The sequence below is a fragment of the Nocardioides caricicola genome, assembly GCF_039541135.1.
Taxonomy (GTDB): domain Bacteria; phylum Actinomycetota; class Actinomycetes; order Propionibacteriales; family Nocardioidaceae; genus Nocardioides; species Nocardioides caricicola.
The window spans coordinates 1,060,612-1,074,827 of record NZ_BAABFQ010000003.1 but is presented as its reverse complement, the minus strand read 5'-3'; the positions used below and the strand labels follow the sequence as shown (position 1 = coordinate 1,074,827).

At 72.6% G+C, this 14,216-nt stretch carries 17 protein-coding genes; 13 read left to right on the top strand and 4 right to left on the bottom strand.

Annotation, left to right across the window (positions count from 1 at the left end; all coding sequences use genetic code 11):
* Positions 1-6 precede the first annotated feature (6 nt).
* The 8 genes from ABD875_RS07060 to ABD875_RS07025 are packed head-to-tail and all read left to right on the top strand — an operon-like array spanning position 7 to position 6,072.
* A complete protein-coding gene (locus ABD875_RS07060) occupies positions 7-519 on the top strand; it encodes a phage tail protein (RefSeq protein ID WP_345172627.1) in 513 nt (170 codons plus the stop codon).
* A gap of 9 nt (positions 520-528) precedes the next feature.
* Positions 529-1,041: a phage tail protein gene (locus tag ABD875_RS07055; protein ID WP_345172625.1), complete on the top strand. Its 513-nt coding sequence runs from the start codon at positions 529-531 to the stop codon at positions 1,039-1,041.
* 12 nt (positions 1,042-1,053) lie between these two features.
* Positions 1,054-1,575, top strand: coding sequence for a phage tail protein (locus tag ABD875_RS07050; protein WP_345172623.1), 522 nt, complete (start codon positions 1,054-1,056; stop codon positions 1,573-1,575).
* A complete protein-coding gene (locus ABD875_RS07045) occupies positions 1,572-2,045 on the top strand; it encodes a GNAT family N-acetyltransferase (protein ID WP_345172621.1) in 474 nt (157 codons plus the stop codon). Before ABD875_RS07050 ends, ABD875_RS07045 begins: the two co-directional genes overlap by 4 nt.
* A complete protein-coding gene (locus ABD875_RS07040) occupies positions 2,038-3,132 on the top strand; it encodes an ABC transporter substrate-binding protein (protein ID WP_345172619.1) in 1,095 nt (364 codons plus the stop codon). The genes ABD875_RS07045 and ABD875_RS07040 overlap by 8 nt, the downstream gene beginning before the upstream one ends.
* Before the next feature lie 31 nt (positions 3,133-3,163).
* Positions 3,164-4,363 carry a kynureninase gene (locus tag ABD875_RS07035; RefSeq protein ID WP_345172617.1) on the top strand — a complete coding sequence of 400 codons (1,200 nt, stop codon included), beginning with the start codon at positions 3,164-3,166 and terminating at the stop codon, positions 4,361-4,363.
* Positions 4,356-5,054 carry a GNAT family N-acetyltransferase gene (locus ABD875_RS07030; RefSeq protein WP_345172615.1) on the top strand — a complete coding sequence of 233 codons (699 nt, stop codon included), beginning with the start codon at positions 4,356-4,358 and terminating at the stop codon, positions 5,052-5,054. Before ABD875_RS07035 ends, ABD875_RS07030 begins: the two co-directional genes overlap by 8 nt.
* A 4-nt stretch (positions 5,055-5,058) precedes the next feature.
* Positions 5,059-6,072, top strand: coding sequence for a S66 family peptidase (locus tag ABD875_RS07025; protein WP_345172612.1), 1,014 nt, complete (start codon positions 5,059-5,061; stop codon positions 6,070-6,072).
* A 10-nt stretch (positions 6,073-6,082) separates the two neighbouring features.
* Here the strand turns inward: ABD875_RS07025 and ABD875_RS07020 are convergent, their stop codons facing one another.
* The gene (locus tag ABD875_RS07020) at positions 6,083-6,442 is read right to left on the bottom strand and encodes a UBP-type zinc finger domain-containing protein (RefSeq protein WP_345172610.1); all 360 of its coding nucleotides are present in this window, start codon (positions 6,440-6,442) and stop codon (positions 6,083-6,085) included.
* A 32-nt stretch (positions 6,443-6,474) separates the two neighbouring features.
* Here ABD875_RS07020 and ABD875_RS07015 point away from each other — a divergent pair, with 32 nt between their 5' ends.
* A complete protein-coding gene (locus ABD875_RS07015) occupies positions 6,475-7,062 on the top strand; it encodes a CPBP family intramembrane glutamic endopeptidase (RefSeq protein ID WP_345172608.1) in 588 nt (195 codons plus the stop codon).
* Here ABD875_RS07015 and ABD875_RS07010 read toward each other — a convergent pair.
* The 3 genes from ABD875_RS07010 to ABD875_RS07000 are packed head-to-tail and all read right to left on the bottom strand — an operon-like array spanning position 7,031 to position 10,431.
* Complete coding sequence (locus tag ABD875_RS07010; RefSeq protein ID WP_345172605.1) at positions 7,031-7,678, bottom strand: response regulator transcription factor; 648 nt, start codon at positions 7,676-7,678, stop codon at positions 7,031-7,033. The genes ABD875_RS07015 and ABD875_RS07010 overlap by 32 nt on opposite strands.
* Positions 7,671-9,674 (bottom strand): sensor histidine kinase, encoded by a 2,004-nt coding sequence (locus ABD875_RS07005; RefSeq protein ID WP_345172603.1) that lies wholly within the window; start codon positions 9,672-9,674, stop codon positions 7,671-7,673. Before ABD875_RS07005 ends, ABD875_RS07010 begins: the two co-directional genes overlap by 8 nt.
* 25 nt (positions 9,675-9,699) lie before the next feature.
* On the bottom strand, positions 9,700-10,431 hold the full coding sequence (locus tag ABD875_RS07000) for a hypothetical protein (RefSeq protein WP_345172602.1): 732 nt from the start codon (positions 10,429-10,431) through the stop codon (positions 9,700-9,702).
* A gap of 121 nt (positions 10,432-10,552) precedes the next feature.
* On the opposite strand from ABD875_RS07000, the gene ABD875_RS06995 reads away from it, so the two are divergent.
* The 4 genes from ABD875_RS06995 to ilvN all read left to right on the top strand — a co-directional run bounded on the left by ABD875_RS06995 (position 10,553) and on the right by ilvN (position 14,215).
* A complete protein-coding gene (locus ABD875_RS06995) occupies positions 10,553-10,969 on the top strand; it encodes a VOC family protein (RefSeq protein WP_345172600.1) in 417 nt (138 codons plus the stop codon).
* Positions 10,966-11,643 carry a 4a-hydroxytetrahydrobiopterin dehydratase gene (locus ABD875_RS06990; protein WP_345172598.1) on the top strand — a complete coding sequence of 226 codons (678 nt, stop codon included), beginning with the start codon at positions 10,966-10,968 and terminating at the stop codon, positions 11,641-11,643. Before ABD875_RS06995 ends, ABD875_RS06990 begins: the two co-directional genes overlap by 4 nt.
* 266 nt (positions 11,644-11,909) lie before the next feature.
* Entirely contained in the window at positions 11,910-13,661 is a 1,752-nt protein-coding gene (locus tag ABD875_RS06985; protein ID WP_379187634.1) for an acetolactate synthase large subunit, read from the top strand.
* Positions 13,661-14,215, top strand: coding sequence for an acetolactate synthase small subunit (ilvN, locus tag ABD875_RS06980; RefSeq protein WP_345172596.1), 555 nt, complete (start codon positions 13,661-13,663; stop codon positions 14,213-14,215). Before ABD875_RS06985 ends, ilvN begins: the two co-directional genes overlap by 1 nt.
* The last annotated feature ends 1 nt before the right edge of the window (position 14,216 follow it).

Here is a 14,216-nt window from a genome sequence, read left to right as displayed (position 1 = left end):
GACCCGATGTCTGAGCCCTACCTGTCCGAGATCCGGCTGTTCTCCCTCAACTTCGCCCCGAGGGGGTGGGCGCTGTGCGACGGACAGCTGCTGCCGATCAACCTGTACCAGCCACTGTTCTCGCTGCTCGGCACGACGTACGGCGGCGACGGCCGGACGAACTTCGCGCTTCCCGACCTGCGCGGCCGGGTCCCGGTCCATGTGGGCGACGGCTACTACCTGGGCCAGCGGGGTGGGGCGGAGAGCCACACCCTGACGATCGGGCAGCTGCCGGAGCACACCCACCGGATGCCGGCGACGTCCGCAACCGCGGTCGCCCAGGCGCCGGACGGGGCCGTGCTCGCCACCTCCGGCCAGGACCTCTACGCGAACCCGACCGACCTGACCGCGCTGAGCCCGACCTCGGTGTCACCGGTCGGCGGGTCGCAGCCGCACCTCAACATGCAGCCGTTCCTGACGCTGACCTACTGCATCGCCATCCGCGGTGTGTTCCCGTCCCGCTCCGGCGACGGGTTCTGAGGAGAGACGATGGCCAATCCCTACATCGGCGAGATCCGGATGTTCGCCGGCACCTTCGCCCCCGTCGACTGGTTCCTCTGTGACGGCCAGGTCCTGTTGATCTCCCAGTTCGAGGTCCTCTTCAACGCGATCGGCACGACGTACGGCGGTGACGGCCAGGAGACGTTCCAGCTGCCGGACCTGCGGAGCCGGATCCCGATGGGACGCAGCAGCACCTACACCGTCGGCGCGACCGGCGGCGTGGAGCAGGTGACTCTCAGCGTCCAGCAGATCCCGTCGCACTCGCACGCGCTGCTCGCCAGCACCGCGCCGGCCACGACCGGCGACCCGCAGGGCAAGGTCGTCGCGGCGGCCCCGCTGACCAAGCACTACGCCGCCGCCGCGCAGCCGGTCAGCTCGTCCGCGATGCGCTACCTGGAGCCGACCGGCGGTAGCCAGCCGCACGAGAACCGGCAGCCCTCGCTGTGCGTCAACTTCATCATCTGCTACGCCGGGATCTTCCCGACGCCGGAAGGGTTCTGAGGAGCCAGCATCGTGACTGACCAGTTCGTGGGTGAGATCCGCCTGTTCCCGTTCAACTTCCTGCCTGCGGGCTGGATGTGGTGCGACGGCTCCCTGCTGCCCATCCCGCAGAACACCGCGCTGTTCGCGCTCCTCGGCACCAACTACGGCGGCGACGGCAAGTCGACGTTCGGGCTGCCCGACCTCATGGGCCGGGTGCCGATGCAGCCCGGCCAGGGCAACGGGCTGTCCGAGTACGCCCTGGGGGAGAAGGCCGGGGCTGAGACCGTGACTCTCCAGGAGCACGAGATCCCGGTCCACACCCATCTCGTCTCGGCGTCCACGACCGCCGCGACCTCGCGCGTGCCCTCCGCCGACCGCGTGCTCGCCCAGCCTTCGCCGGGCGCTGTGCACGCCGTCCCGGGCGGCGTGGTCCATCCGTCGGACCTGGCGGTCAGCCCGGCCGGCGCCGACCAGCCGCACAACAACATGCAGCCCTACCTCACGCTCTACTTCGCGATCGCCACCCAAGGGATCTACCCCCACCGGCCATGACGACGACGAGACCAGCCACCGTCGAGGACGCCGGGTTCCTCCGCGAGCTCTTCGACGACGTGCGCGGCGCCGACCTGGCCGCGATCGAGCCGGTGCAGCGGCGCACCCTGCTCACCATCCAGTACCGGGGCCGGGAGACGCAGTACGCCGCGGCGTACCCGGCGGCCGTCGACCACATCATCGAGGTCGACGGCAGGCCGGCGGGCCGGATCCTCGTCGAGGAGGGCGCCGAGAACGTCCACGTCGTCGACATCGCGGTGTCCGCAGCCGAGCGCGGACGCGGCCTCGGCAGCACGGTGCTGCGCACCTGGTGCGACCGGGCCGATGAGACCGGCCGCACGCTCACGCTCACGGTCGCGCCGGACAACCCCGCGCGCCGGCTCTACGAACGGCTCGGCCTCGAGGCCGTCGCCGAGGACCCGACCGCCGTCCGGATGCGACGGCAGCCCAGGGAGGACAGTCGTGCTTGATCTGACGCGTCGAGCGGTCGTCGCCGGAGGTGGGACCGCGGCGGTGCTCGTGGGTGTCCCGGCCCTCGCCGCGACCACCCCGGCCCTCTCGGTCGGCGTCCTGACGACGGGGAACAGCAGCCGCCCAGGCAGCGCCGCGAAGCTGCTCGGCGGTCTCAGCGCCGGGTTCGCCGCCGCAGGCGTCCCGGCCTCGCTCACCGAGCGCCCGGTCGCCTTCGGGTACGCCGGCGCCGCCGCGGCCGCCACCGAGCTCGCCGCGGCCGGGGCCCAGGTCGTGGTCGCGAGCGTGTCGACGATCGCGGCGCGGCAGGTCGCCGCGGCCTGCGCCGCGGCCGGCGTCGGGCTCGTCGTCGCCAACGTGGGTGCCCAGCTCGTCGACGAGCCGCTCCCGGGCGCCGTCCAGACCTCGCTCCAGCACTGGCAGTCCTCGCTGCGGATGGGCGAGTGGGCCGCCGGCCACCTCGGTCGCAGCCTGTTCTCGATCGTGTCCGCACCGGACGCCGGCTACGACACCGTCTTCGCCGTACGCCGCGGCTTCACCTCCGCCGGCGGCCGGTTCCTCGGCTTCGAGCTCACCCACGGCGCGGACTCGGGCACGGTCGAGCAGGCCGCCCGCGCCGCCAAGCGCAGCGGGGCCGACGTCGTCGCGATCAGTGCCACCGGCAGCCGGGCCGAGCAGATCCTGCAGGCGTGCCGGGCCGTCGGGCTGCGCGCCGAGGTCGTGCTCGACTCGCTGGCCGCCGACGCGCTCGGGCGGCGCGCCGGCGCCGCCTGGTCCGTCGCCTCGTGGGCCCGCGGCGCCGACCCGTTCGCGACGCTCGGCCGCGACGCCGCGCTCCTGGTCGCCGAGGGACAGCAGCGCCTCGCCGGTCGTGGCTGGGACCGGCTCGGCGACATACTCGCCGGCCGGAAGGTCGGGAGCCTGCTCGTCGACCGGGACCTGCGCACGGTGAGCAAGCCCCTCGTCGTCCGCCACGCGGCCTCCGTCGTCGCGAGCCGACCGGCCGTGCGGGGCGTGCCCGCGTCCATGCGGACCATCGACCCCGACCAGGTGGCCGGGTACACCAACGAGTACCTCGCGACGTAGCTGCGCCGGGCCCTGCGAGAGACTGGGCGCCATGACCGACCTGGACCGCGGCGACCCGCTCGCGTCGTACCGTGACCGCTTCGTCGGCGCCGACCAGCCGCTCGTCTACTTCGACGGCAACTCGCTGGGCCGGCCGCTGCGGGTGACCGGGCCGCGGCTCGCCCGCTTCGTCGAGGAGGAGTGGGGCGGGCGGCTGATCCGCGGCTGGGACGAGCGCTGGTTCGACCTGCCGCGCACGATCGGCGACGACCTCGGGCGCGTGGTGCTCGGCGCCGCTCCGGGGCAGGCCGCGGTCGGCGACTCGACCACCGTCCTGCTCTACAAGCTGATGCGCGCCGCGGTCGCCGCGCGCCCCGGCCGCACCGAGATCGTCATCGACCGCGACAACTTCCCCACCGACCGGTACGTCGCCGCCGGGATCGCCGAGGAGTGCGGGCTGACCCTGCGCTGGATCGACGTCGACACCTCCGCCGGCGTGACGGCCGAGCTGCTCTCCGCCGCGGTGTCCGAGCAGACGGCGCTGGTCGTGGTCTCGCACGTGGCGTACCGCTCCGCATGGCTCGCCGACGTCCCCGAGCTGACCCGGATCGCCCACGACGCCGGGGCCCTGGTGCTGTGGGACCTGTGCCACTCGGTCGGGTCCGTGCCCCTGGAGCTCGACGCGTGGGGCGTCGACCTCGCGGTCGGCTGCACGTACAAGTACCTCAACGGCGGGCCGGGCGCCCCGGCGTTCCTCTACGTCGCGGAGCGGCACCTGGCCGAGCTGACCCAGCCGATCCAGGGCTGGATGGGTGCGGTCGACCCGTTCCTCATGGGGCCGTCCTACGCCCCGGCCGAGGGCATCCGCCGGTTCCTCTCCGGCACCCCGGCGATCGTCGGGATGCTCGCGCTGCAGGACATGCTCGCGCTGATCGAGTCGGCCGGGCTGGACGCGGTGCGCGCGAAGTCGGTCGCGCTGACGTCGTACGCGATCGAGGTCGCGGACCGGCTGCTCGCCGACGCCGGCGTGGTCGTCGCGTCGCCGCGCGACCCGGCCCGGCGCGGCGGCCACGTGACGCTCAACCACCCGTTGATGCGGGAGGTCACCGCGGCGCTCTGGGAGCGCGACGTGATCCCGGACTACCGCGACCCGCACGGCCTGCGGCTGGGGCTGTCGCCGCTCTCGACGTCCTTCGACGAGGTCGACCGCGGCCTCGCCGAGGTGCGAGAGGTGCTGAACAGCCTTGCCTGAGACCAACGAGCACGGCCAGCCGGTCGGCGACCTCGTCCCCGGCTGGACGCCCCGGCCGCGTCCCGAGCCGGTCGTGCTGACCGGCCGCTACGTCCGGCTGGAGCCGCTCAGCACCGCGCACGCCCCGGCGCTGCACGCCTCGTTGTGCAACCCGGGCGACGACGTCCTCTGGACCTACCGGCCGACGGACCCACCCGCGGACGTCGCGGCGATGGAGGCCCTGGTCGCGGCGACGCTCGCCGCGCCGGACATGGTCACGTTCGCCCTGGTCCCGACGGGCGAGGCGGCGCAGGGGATCGCGTCGTACATGCGGATCGAGCCGAGCACCGGGCAGGTCGAGATCGCGGGCGTGCTCTACGCGAAGTCGCTGCAGCGCACCCGCGCGGCGACCGAGGCGATCCACCTCAGCATGCGGCACGCGTTCGAGGACCTCGGCTACCGCCGGTTCGAGTGGAAGTGCGACAGCCTCAACGAGCCGTCGGCCCGGGCTGCACGTCGTCTCGGGTTCACCTACGAGGGCCGGTTCCGCAACCACATGATCACGAAGGGCCGCAACCGCGACACCGACTGGTTCTCGGTCACCGACGCGGAGTGGCCGGCGGTGAGGGCCGCGCACGAGCGCTGGCTCGACCCAGCGAACTTCGACGAGGCCGGAACTCAGTTGACCTCGCTGAGCGACCTGACAGGCTGAGCGCATGCGCTTCCCTTCTCCGCTCGAGCCCGGCGACACGATCGGCGTGACCGCGCCGTCGAGCGGTGTGCAGGACGCGATGAAGGCACGCTTCGACGTCGCGGTCCAGACCTTGCGGGACCGGGGTTACGACGTCGTGGTCGGCGAGTGCCTCGGCACCCCATCGGTCGTCTCGGCGCCCAAGGAGCAGCGCGCGGCCGAGCTGACCGCGATGCTCACCGACCCGGCGATCCGCGCCGTCGTGCCGCCCTGGGGCGGCGAGCTCGCGATCGACCTGTTGGACCAGCTCGACTGGGCCGCGCTGGCCGCGGCCGAGCCGACCTGGCTGGTCGGCTTCAGCGACCTGACCACGCTGATGGTGCCGCTCACCCTGCGGCTCGGCTGGGCCACGCTGCACGGCAGCAACCTGATGGACACGCCGTACACGCCCCCCGACGGCATCCGGCACTGGCTCGACGTGGCGTCGGGCACCGGCCCGTTCGTCCAGCACAGTCCCGGCCGCTACCGCACGTCCGGGTGGGACGACTACGTCGCCAACCCGGAGGTCTCGCAGTTCACGTTGGAGACCCCGGGCACGTGGGAGGTGCTCGGCGGCGGCAGCGTCGACGTCTCCGGTCGCCTCATCGGCGGCTGCATCGAGACCGTCGGGCCGATCGCGGCCACGCCGTACGGCGACGTCGCGGCGTTCGGGCGGGAGCACGACGACGACGGTCTGGTCGTCTACCTCGAGGCGTGCGAGGACGGCGCGTACACGATCGCGCGCACCCTGCACTCGCTGCGGTACGCCGGCTGGTTCGAGCACGCGAACGCGATCCTCATCGGGCGCACGCACGCCCCCGACGCCCCCGACCTGACCCAGCACGGCGCGGTGGCCGACGCGCTCGGCGACCTGGGCGTCCCGATCGTGCTGGACGTCGAGTGCGGCCACGTCGCGCCGTACCTCTCGCTGGTCAACGGCGCGCTCGCCCGGGTCGTGGTCGACGGCGACCGGCGGGAGATCACCCAGTCGTTCGGCTAGGTCACCTCGGTCACTCGTGGATGTGTGACTGCCAGTCGTCGGGCACCCGGCCGGCCGGGCCCGGCACGGACTGCGCGTCGGGCCGGGAGTGCGGCGGCGCGAGCTGCGGGCCGAGGAAGCCGCGCTCGGTCGTGTAGTCCCAGAACCAGTCCTCTCCGGGCTCGAAGCTGGTGATCACGGTGTGCCCGGTGGCGCGCCAGTGCGCCGTCGCGTGCTGCGACGGCGAGGTGTCGCAGCAGCCGATGTGCCCGCACTGCGTGCAGCGCCGCAGGTGCACCCACCAGCCGCGCTCCTCCTCGCACTCCACGCAGCCGGTGCCGCTGGGGGAGACGGACGGATCGATGTCGGGGCGGTCGGCGTGCTCGGCCATGCCCCGACGGTACGCGCCCTACGGTGTCCGGCGTGAGCAGACGCCGCGAGCTCCTGCTGGGAGCGGGCATCGGTACGACGGGCATCGCCGTCACCGTCGCGCTGATGGCGGCGGCCGGTGACGTCGACGCGGGCGGCTTCGAGCCCCACGCCGACGTCCTGCTGCGGGGGCTGGTCGTGCTCGGGGTCGCGGCGGTGGTCGAGGAGCTCGTGTTCCGGGCGCTGGTCCTCGGCGGGCTGGTGCGGCTGACCGAGTCGGCCGCGCTCGCGCTGGTGCTGTCGTCCACGCTGTTCGGGCTGCTGCACCTCGTCACCACCGAGGACACGACGACGCTCTCGCTGCTGAGCACCGTCCTGGGTGGCGTGATGTACGGCCTCGCGTACCTGCGCACCGGCCGGATCTGGCTCGGCGTCGGGATCCACTTCACGTGGAACGTCGTCCAGTCGAGCGTGCTCGGCTTCACGATGAGCGGCACCGACGACTTCAGCGGTGGCCTCTGGCACCTCAGTGGCGGCGGCGACTACGGCCCGGAGGGCACCGCGTTCTCGCTCGTCGGCCGGGCGGTGGTCATCGCGCTGGTACTGGTGGTCACCCGCCGAGACCCTCGTCGCGGGCCTTGATCATCGCGGCCGCCCGGTCCGCGACGCCGAGCTTGGTGAGCACGTTGGAGACGTGGTTGCGCACCGTCTTCGGCGACAGCACCATCCGGCGGGCGATGGTCGCGTTGTCGTAGCCGCGCGCGAGCAGGTCCAGCACCTCGCGCTCCCGGTCCGACAGCTCGGGGAACGGCACCCTGACGGCGGTCCGGCCCGACGTCAGCGTCGCCATCGCGCGCATCGCGACCTGCGGGCCGAGGATCATCTCGCCGTTCGCGACCGCGCGGATGCCGCGCTCGACCTCGGTCGGCGAGGCGCTCTTGAGCAGGTAGCCGCGCGCGCCGGAGCGCACCGCCGCGACCACCGACTCGTCGTCCTCGTCCATGGTGATCACCAGGACGGCCAGGCCGGGGAGCCTGCGGACCAGGTCGCGGGTGGTCTCGATGCCCGAGTCGTCGCCGAGATGGAGGTCCATCAGCACGACGTCGACGGCCTCGTCGACCAGCGCCAGCGCCTGCGCGGCGTTCTCGGCCTGCCCGGCCACCTCGATCCCGTCGAGGGACGCGAGCAGGCCGACCATCCCGAGCCGGAACACCGGGTGGTCGTCCACCACGGCCACCCGGAGCGTCCGCTCAGGCACGGGCGACCTCCAGCGGGATCGTGGCGTGGACCTCGGTGCCGCCACCGGGGCGGGGGCGCACGTCGAGCGAGCCACCCTGCTCCTCGGCGCGCTCGCGCATCGAGCGGCTGCCGACGCCGGGGGTGACGTCCGCGGAGACGCCCCGGCCGTCGTCGGCGATGACGAGGAGCAGGAATCCGTCGACGTGCCGGACCGCCGAGATCCAGCAGTGCGTCGCGTCCGCGTGCCGCGCGACGTTCGTCGTCGCCTCGCTCGCGATCCCGTACGCCGCCGCCGCGACCTGGGGGTCGAGACCCTCGAGCCGGTCGCACTCGACGTCGACGTGCAGCCCGGACCCGTCGTACCGCCCGGCCAGCTCGGTCAGTGCGGCGCCGAGTCCGAGCTCGTCGAGGACCGGCGGCAGCAGGTGGTGGGACAGGCTGCGGACGCCGTTCGTGGCCGCGTCGACCTCGTCCTGGAGGCGGGCGAGCAGCACCTGCCCGGCCTCGGGGTCGGTGGCCAGCAGGTTGCGGGCACCCTGCAGGCCGAGCCGGATGCCGGCGAGTGACGGACCGAGGCCGTCGTGGATCTCGCGGCGCAGGACGCGTCGCTCCTCCAGGCGCGCGGCGGCCAGCCGCAGCCGCATCTCGGCGAGGTCGGCGCCCGCCCGGGCGACCGCGACGGCCGCCGCGACGACCGACGACAGGTCGCGCAGCGTCGTGAGGTCGCGCGCGGACAGCGCCTCGCCCGGGAGCGGGGACACCTCGATCACACCGACCCGCTCGCCGCGGTGCCGCAGGTCCACGCTGGTCGGCGCCTCGGTGGGCCGGCCCCACCGCACCGGGTCGATGCCCTCCGCGTCGACGGTCACCGACTCCAGGCGCATCGAGCGACCGATGTCCTCGGTGACGCCGCTGAGCAGCTCCTCGACCGACGTGCTGCCGACCAGCTGCGACCCGAGGCGGCGTACGACGCGTGAGGGATCGGTCGCGTCGCCGTACACGAGCGCGTGCACCCGGCGCGCCGCGACCAGCCGGGCCGGCTGCACGGCGACGGCCACGGCACCGGCGGCGAGGAGGTGGGCCAGGCCGTCGCTGGACGGCAGCAGCCGGGTGAGCACGAGGGTGGTGACGATGTAGAGCCCGAGCAGGCCCGCGGCCAGCAGGCCGGCGAGCACCGCGCGGCTGACGACCAGGCGCAGGCCCCACATGCGGTTGCGCAGCACCGCGACCAGCACCGCCGCGGGGAAGATCGTCTGCGAGACGAGGTGGAGGATCGGCGTCGTCCAGAACGGCAGCCAGGTCTGCGGCGAGACGACGGGGACGAACGACACCGCGAGGATCGTCGTCCCGAGCGCGAGCCAGCCGAGGCCGTTGCGCTCCTCGGCAGGGCCGAAGCGGTGCCGCAGCTCGACGACAGCGGCGGTGAGGAGACCGAGCCCGATCGAGACCCGGAAGAGCGAGAGGATCTGCTCCCACTCGAAGACCGCCGCGAGCGTGATCGCCGTGGTCACGGCGCTGCCCGCGAGCACCCCGAGCCACTCCCAGCCGAGCGGGTGGTCGCGCACCAGCCACGGGACGACCAGGAACAGCGCGATGGTGCCCGGCACCCACGCGGTGTTCTGGAGCATCGCGAGCGTCTCGTTCGGCTCCAGGCCTCCGGGCCGGGCCGACCAGACCTCGTAGGCGTAGCCGAAGGCCGCGAGCCCGCCGCCCACCGCGGCCAGGCCGAGCAGCCACGGCACCGGGTGGGCGCGCCGGCTCAGCGTCACCGCCGCGACCGTGCCGTAGACGCACGCGACCGACGCGTCGACCACGAAGAACCAGAGCAGCTCGTCGATCACCGGGCGGCCGACGAACATCAGCACCACGGCGACGACGGCCAGCGCCCAGGAGACCACGGCGATCGCCGCGGCCGCCCGGGCGCGACCCACACCGGAGTACTGCCGGGTCCCGCCCTCGGTGAGCAGAATCACCGGTCGGGGAGGGGCGGTGGAGGGGGTGGTGTCCGCGCTCATGTCAGCGGGCACTCTAGGTGACCCGTCAGCGTCCCGTGCGGAACCGGCGATCCCCGAAGCCGAAGCCGAGACCGAGCAGGAGGACCAGCACCGGACCGGTGAAACCGGCCATGTACTGCAGCGGCGAGAGACCGAACAGCAGGGTGATCCCGCCGAGCACGGCGCCGACCCAGCCGATCCACCGCGGCGCCGCCTGGTGCCGGAGGCCGGCGACCGCGACGGTGACGCCGGTGACGCCGGCGCCGATCCACAGCCACGGCACCGTGCCGATCCAGTGCCCCACGACGGCGGCGAACTCCGGGTCGATCGGGACCTCGGTCTCCTCGAGCCCGAAGATGATCTCCGTCGTGAAGGCGCCGCCCATCAGTGCGGCCACGGAGGTCAGCAGCAGGCCGCCGGCGGCGACGCCCGGCAGCAGGCTGCCGCTCGGCGCCCGCGCCGCGAGCCGGCGCCGGAGCCCGGCCGCGAACACCAGCAGCAGGACCGCCGCGGCCATCGTCGCGAAGTGGAGCACGAGGATGTTCGGGACGAAGTCGCCCAGCCGGTCGGTGATCGTCTCGGCGTTGCCGGCGTACTCCTCGTTGTAGACGGCGTCGACGGACAAGGACGCCTGCATCGCGACGATGCCGGCCAGGCCGGCCCCGGCGCCGACGAGGGCCCAGGTGCGGGCGACGGTCGGGGCGACCCGGCGCGGGCGGGCGTCGAGCTCGTCGCGGGTGGCGGTGTTGCCGACGGTGCTGCTGACGGTGCTGGACACGGACATCTCCTCCGCTCGGGGACTGATGGGGGAAGGCTCCGTCACCCGATGTCCCAACCGGCAGGGCAGGGCGTCCCGACTTCTCGGGAGCCTTGTCGGCGGGGTGTGCCAAGGTGGAGGCGTGGACCAGCGGATCAGCTTCGTGACCCTGGCGGTGCGCGACCTGGACCGGACCCGTGCCTTCTACGTCGACGGGCTCGGCTGGGAGGCCGCGCTCGACGTGGCCGACGAGGTGCTCATGATCCAGGTCGGCGAGCACGTCGTGCTGTCGCTCTGGGTCGACGAGCAGTTCGAGGCCGAGGTCGGCCCGATCGTGCGCGGCGCGGGCGTCGCCCCGATCACGCTCGCGCACAACGTGCCGACCCGCGAGGACGTCGACGCCGTGCTCGCGACCGCGCGGGCGGCGGGCGCCGAACCCGTGCACGACGCGGTGGAGCGCGACTGGGGTGGGTACACCGGCTACTTCGGCGACCCCGACGGCTACCGCTGGGAGATCGCGTACAACCCCGGACCGATCGGACAGGTGGTGCTCCCATGACCGACCCCAAGACCGTCCTGCGCTACCCGGCCGTGGCGGCTGAGGGCCTCGACGACTGGCGCTTCTTCCTGATGAAGCTGCACGCCCGGTTCCGGACCGGGAGCTTCACGAAGGGGCTCGAGCTGGTCACCCGGATCACCGAGGCGGCCGAGGAGGCCGACCACCACCCCGACGTGGTGCTCACCTATCCGCAGGTCGACGTCGACCTGCAGAGCCACGACGTGCACGGCGTGACCAGCCGCGACGTCGCGCTGGCGCGGCGGATCTCCGAGATCGCCGCCGAGCTCGGAGTCGAGTCCGCCCCGCGCGACGTGTCCACCCTGGAGCTGGCGCTGGACGTCCCCGACGCCGACGAGGTGCTGCCGTTCTGGCAGGCCGTCCTCGGCTACGAGCGGCCCCAGAGCTGGCCCGAGGTCATGGATCCCGGCGGGCGCAACAACACCCTGTGGTTCCAGGAGGCTCCCGAGGCATCGGGGGAGGTGCAGCAGCGCTTCCATCTCGACATCGTGGTCCCGCGCGAGGTCGCCGAGGAGCGCGTGCAGGCCGCGCTCGACGCCGGCGGCACGCTGGTGACCGAGGAGTTCGTCCCGGCGTTCTGGGTGCTCGCCGACCGGCACGGCAACAAGGTCTGCGTGTGCACCGCGGACGGTCGTGAGACCGCCTCCGCGGAGTGACACGGACTGAGACCGCCGTCTTGTATGTTGGGACGCGTGCCGCACTCGGGTGCGGGCGGCTGGGTCGGGCGGCTACGGTGGTGCCATGCGCAAGGACATTCTTGTAGCCACGCGGCGTGCGAGCTGAGTCAACAGCGACTCCGCGCGCACGTCACCCCTCGCCGCCCCTGCCGGGCCGAGGGGTTTTTTGTTGGGAGAAGGCAGGCGGAGGAACGACGACTGCCCTCGACTAGGACAATGGACACCACAAACAGGAAGCAGTATCGATGAGCGAGCAGATGACAGGCGCCCAGAGCCTGATCAGGTCGCTGGAGGCCGCGGGGACGACCGAGATCTTCGGCATCCCGGGCGGGGCCATCCTCCCGGCGTACGACCCCCTGATGGACTCCTCGATCCGGCACATCCTGGTACGCCACGAGCAGGGTGCGGGCCACGCCGCCCAGGGGTACGCCGCCGCCAGCGGGCGGGTCGGTGTCTGCATGGCCACCTCCGGCCCCGGCGCGACGAACCTGGTGACCCCGCTCGCCGACGCGCACATGGACTCGGTCCCGATCGTCGCGGTCACCGGCCAGGTCGGCGCCAGCATGATCGGCACCGACGCGTTCCAGGAGGCCGACATCCGCGGCATCACGATGCCGATCACCAAGCACAACTTCCTGGTCACCGACCCCGCCGAGATCCCGCGCACTGTCGCCGAGGCCTTCCACATCGCCTCCACGGGCCGCCCGGGCCCGGTCCTCGTCGACGTCGCGAAGTCGGCGCTGCAGGCGATGACGACGTACGCCTGGCCGACCGAGCTCAACCTGCCCGGCTACCGCCCGGTGACCAAGCCGCACTCCAAGCAGATCCGCGAGGCCGCGCGGCTGATCCTGGAGTCCCGGCGCCCGGTGCTGTACGTCGGCGGCGGCGTGATCCGCGCCCGTGCCGCGCAGGAGCTGCGGGTGCTCGCCGAGCTCACCGGCATCCCGGTCGTCACCACGCTGATGGCGCGGGGTGCGTTCCCCGACAGCCACCCGCAGCACCTCGGCATGCCGGGCATGCACGGGACCGTCGCCGCGGTGGCCGGCCTGCAGAAGTCCGACCTGATCATCAGCCTGGGCGCGCGCTTCGACGACCGGGTCACCGGCAACCTCGACTCGTTCGCGCCCGGCGCGAAGGTGATCCACGCCGACATCGACCCGGCCGAGATCGGCAAGAACCGCGTGGTCGACGTCCCGATCGTGGGCGACTGCCGCGAGGTGATCAGCGACCTGGTCGTCGCCCTGAAGGCGGAGGCCGACCTCGGCCACACCGGCGACTTCGAGGGCTGGGTCCAGTTCATCTCCGGCGTCAAGGCCAAGTACCCGCTCGGCTACGACAAGCCGGCCGACGGCAGCCTGGCCCCGCAGTACGTCATCGAGCGGCTCGGTGCGATCGCCGGCCCGGAGGCGGTGTACGCCGCCGGCGTCGGTCAGCACCAGATGTGGGCCGCGCAGTTCGTCGGCTACGAGAACCCCAACACCTGGATCAACTCCGGTGGCCTCGGCACGATGGGCTACGCCGTTCCCGCCGCGATGGGCGCGAAGGTCGGCTGCCCCGACTCGACCGTGTGGGCGATCGACGGCGACGGCTGCTTCCAGATGACCAACCAGGAGCTCGCGACCTGCGCGATCAACGACATCCCGATCAAGGTCGCGATCATCAACAACGAGTCGCTCGGCATGGTCCGGCAGTGGCAGTCGCTGTTCTACAACGAGCGCTACTCCAACACCGACCTGCACTCCAAGCGGATCCCCGACTTCGTGAAGCTCGCCGACGCCTACGGCTGCGTGGGCCTCTCCTGCGAGAGCCCGGACGACGTGGACGCCACCATCACCAAGGCGATGGAGATCAACGACGTGCCGGTGGTCGTGGACTTCCGGGTGCACCGCGACGCGATGGTGTGGCCGATGGTCGCCGCCGGCACCAGCAACGACGACATCAAGTACGCGCGCGACCTGGCGCCGCGCTTCGACGACGACGCCGAGACGGAGCTGTGATGAGTGCCCCTGTGAACACCCGCCACACCTTGTCGGTGCTCGTCGAGAACAAGCCCGGCGTTCTGGCCCGGATCGCCAGCCTGTTCAGCCGCCGCGGCTACAACATCGACTCGCTCGCGGTCGGCCCGACCGAGCACCCCGAGATCTCGCGGATGACGATCGTCGTCAACGTCGAGGACTCTCCGCTCGAGCAGGTCACCAAGCAGCTCAACAAGCTGGTCGAGGTCATCAAGATCGTCGAGCTCGACCCGGCCGCGTCGATCAACCGCGAGCTGATCCTGGTCAAGGTGAAGGCCGACCTCGAGACGCGCGGCCAGGTGCTCGACACCGTGCAGCTGTTCCGCGCCAAGGTCGTCGACATCGCGCCCGACTCGGTCACGATCCAGGCGATCGGCAACGCCGACAAGCTCGACGACCTGCTGCTGCTCCTGCAGCCGTTCGGGATCCGTGAGCTCGTCCAGTCCGGCCAGGTCGCGATCGGTCGCGGCTCCCGTTCCATCTCCGAGCGCAACCTGCGCCCGGTGTCCATCCCTGCACCGCCCGCAGCGGTCTGAA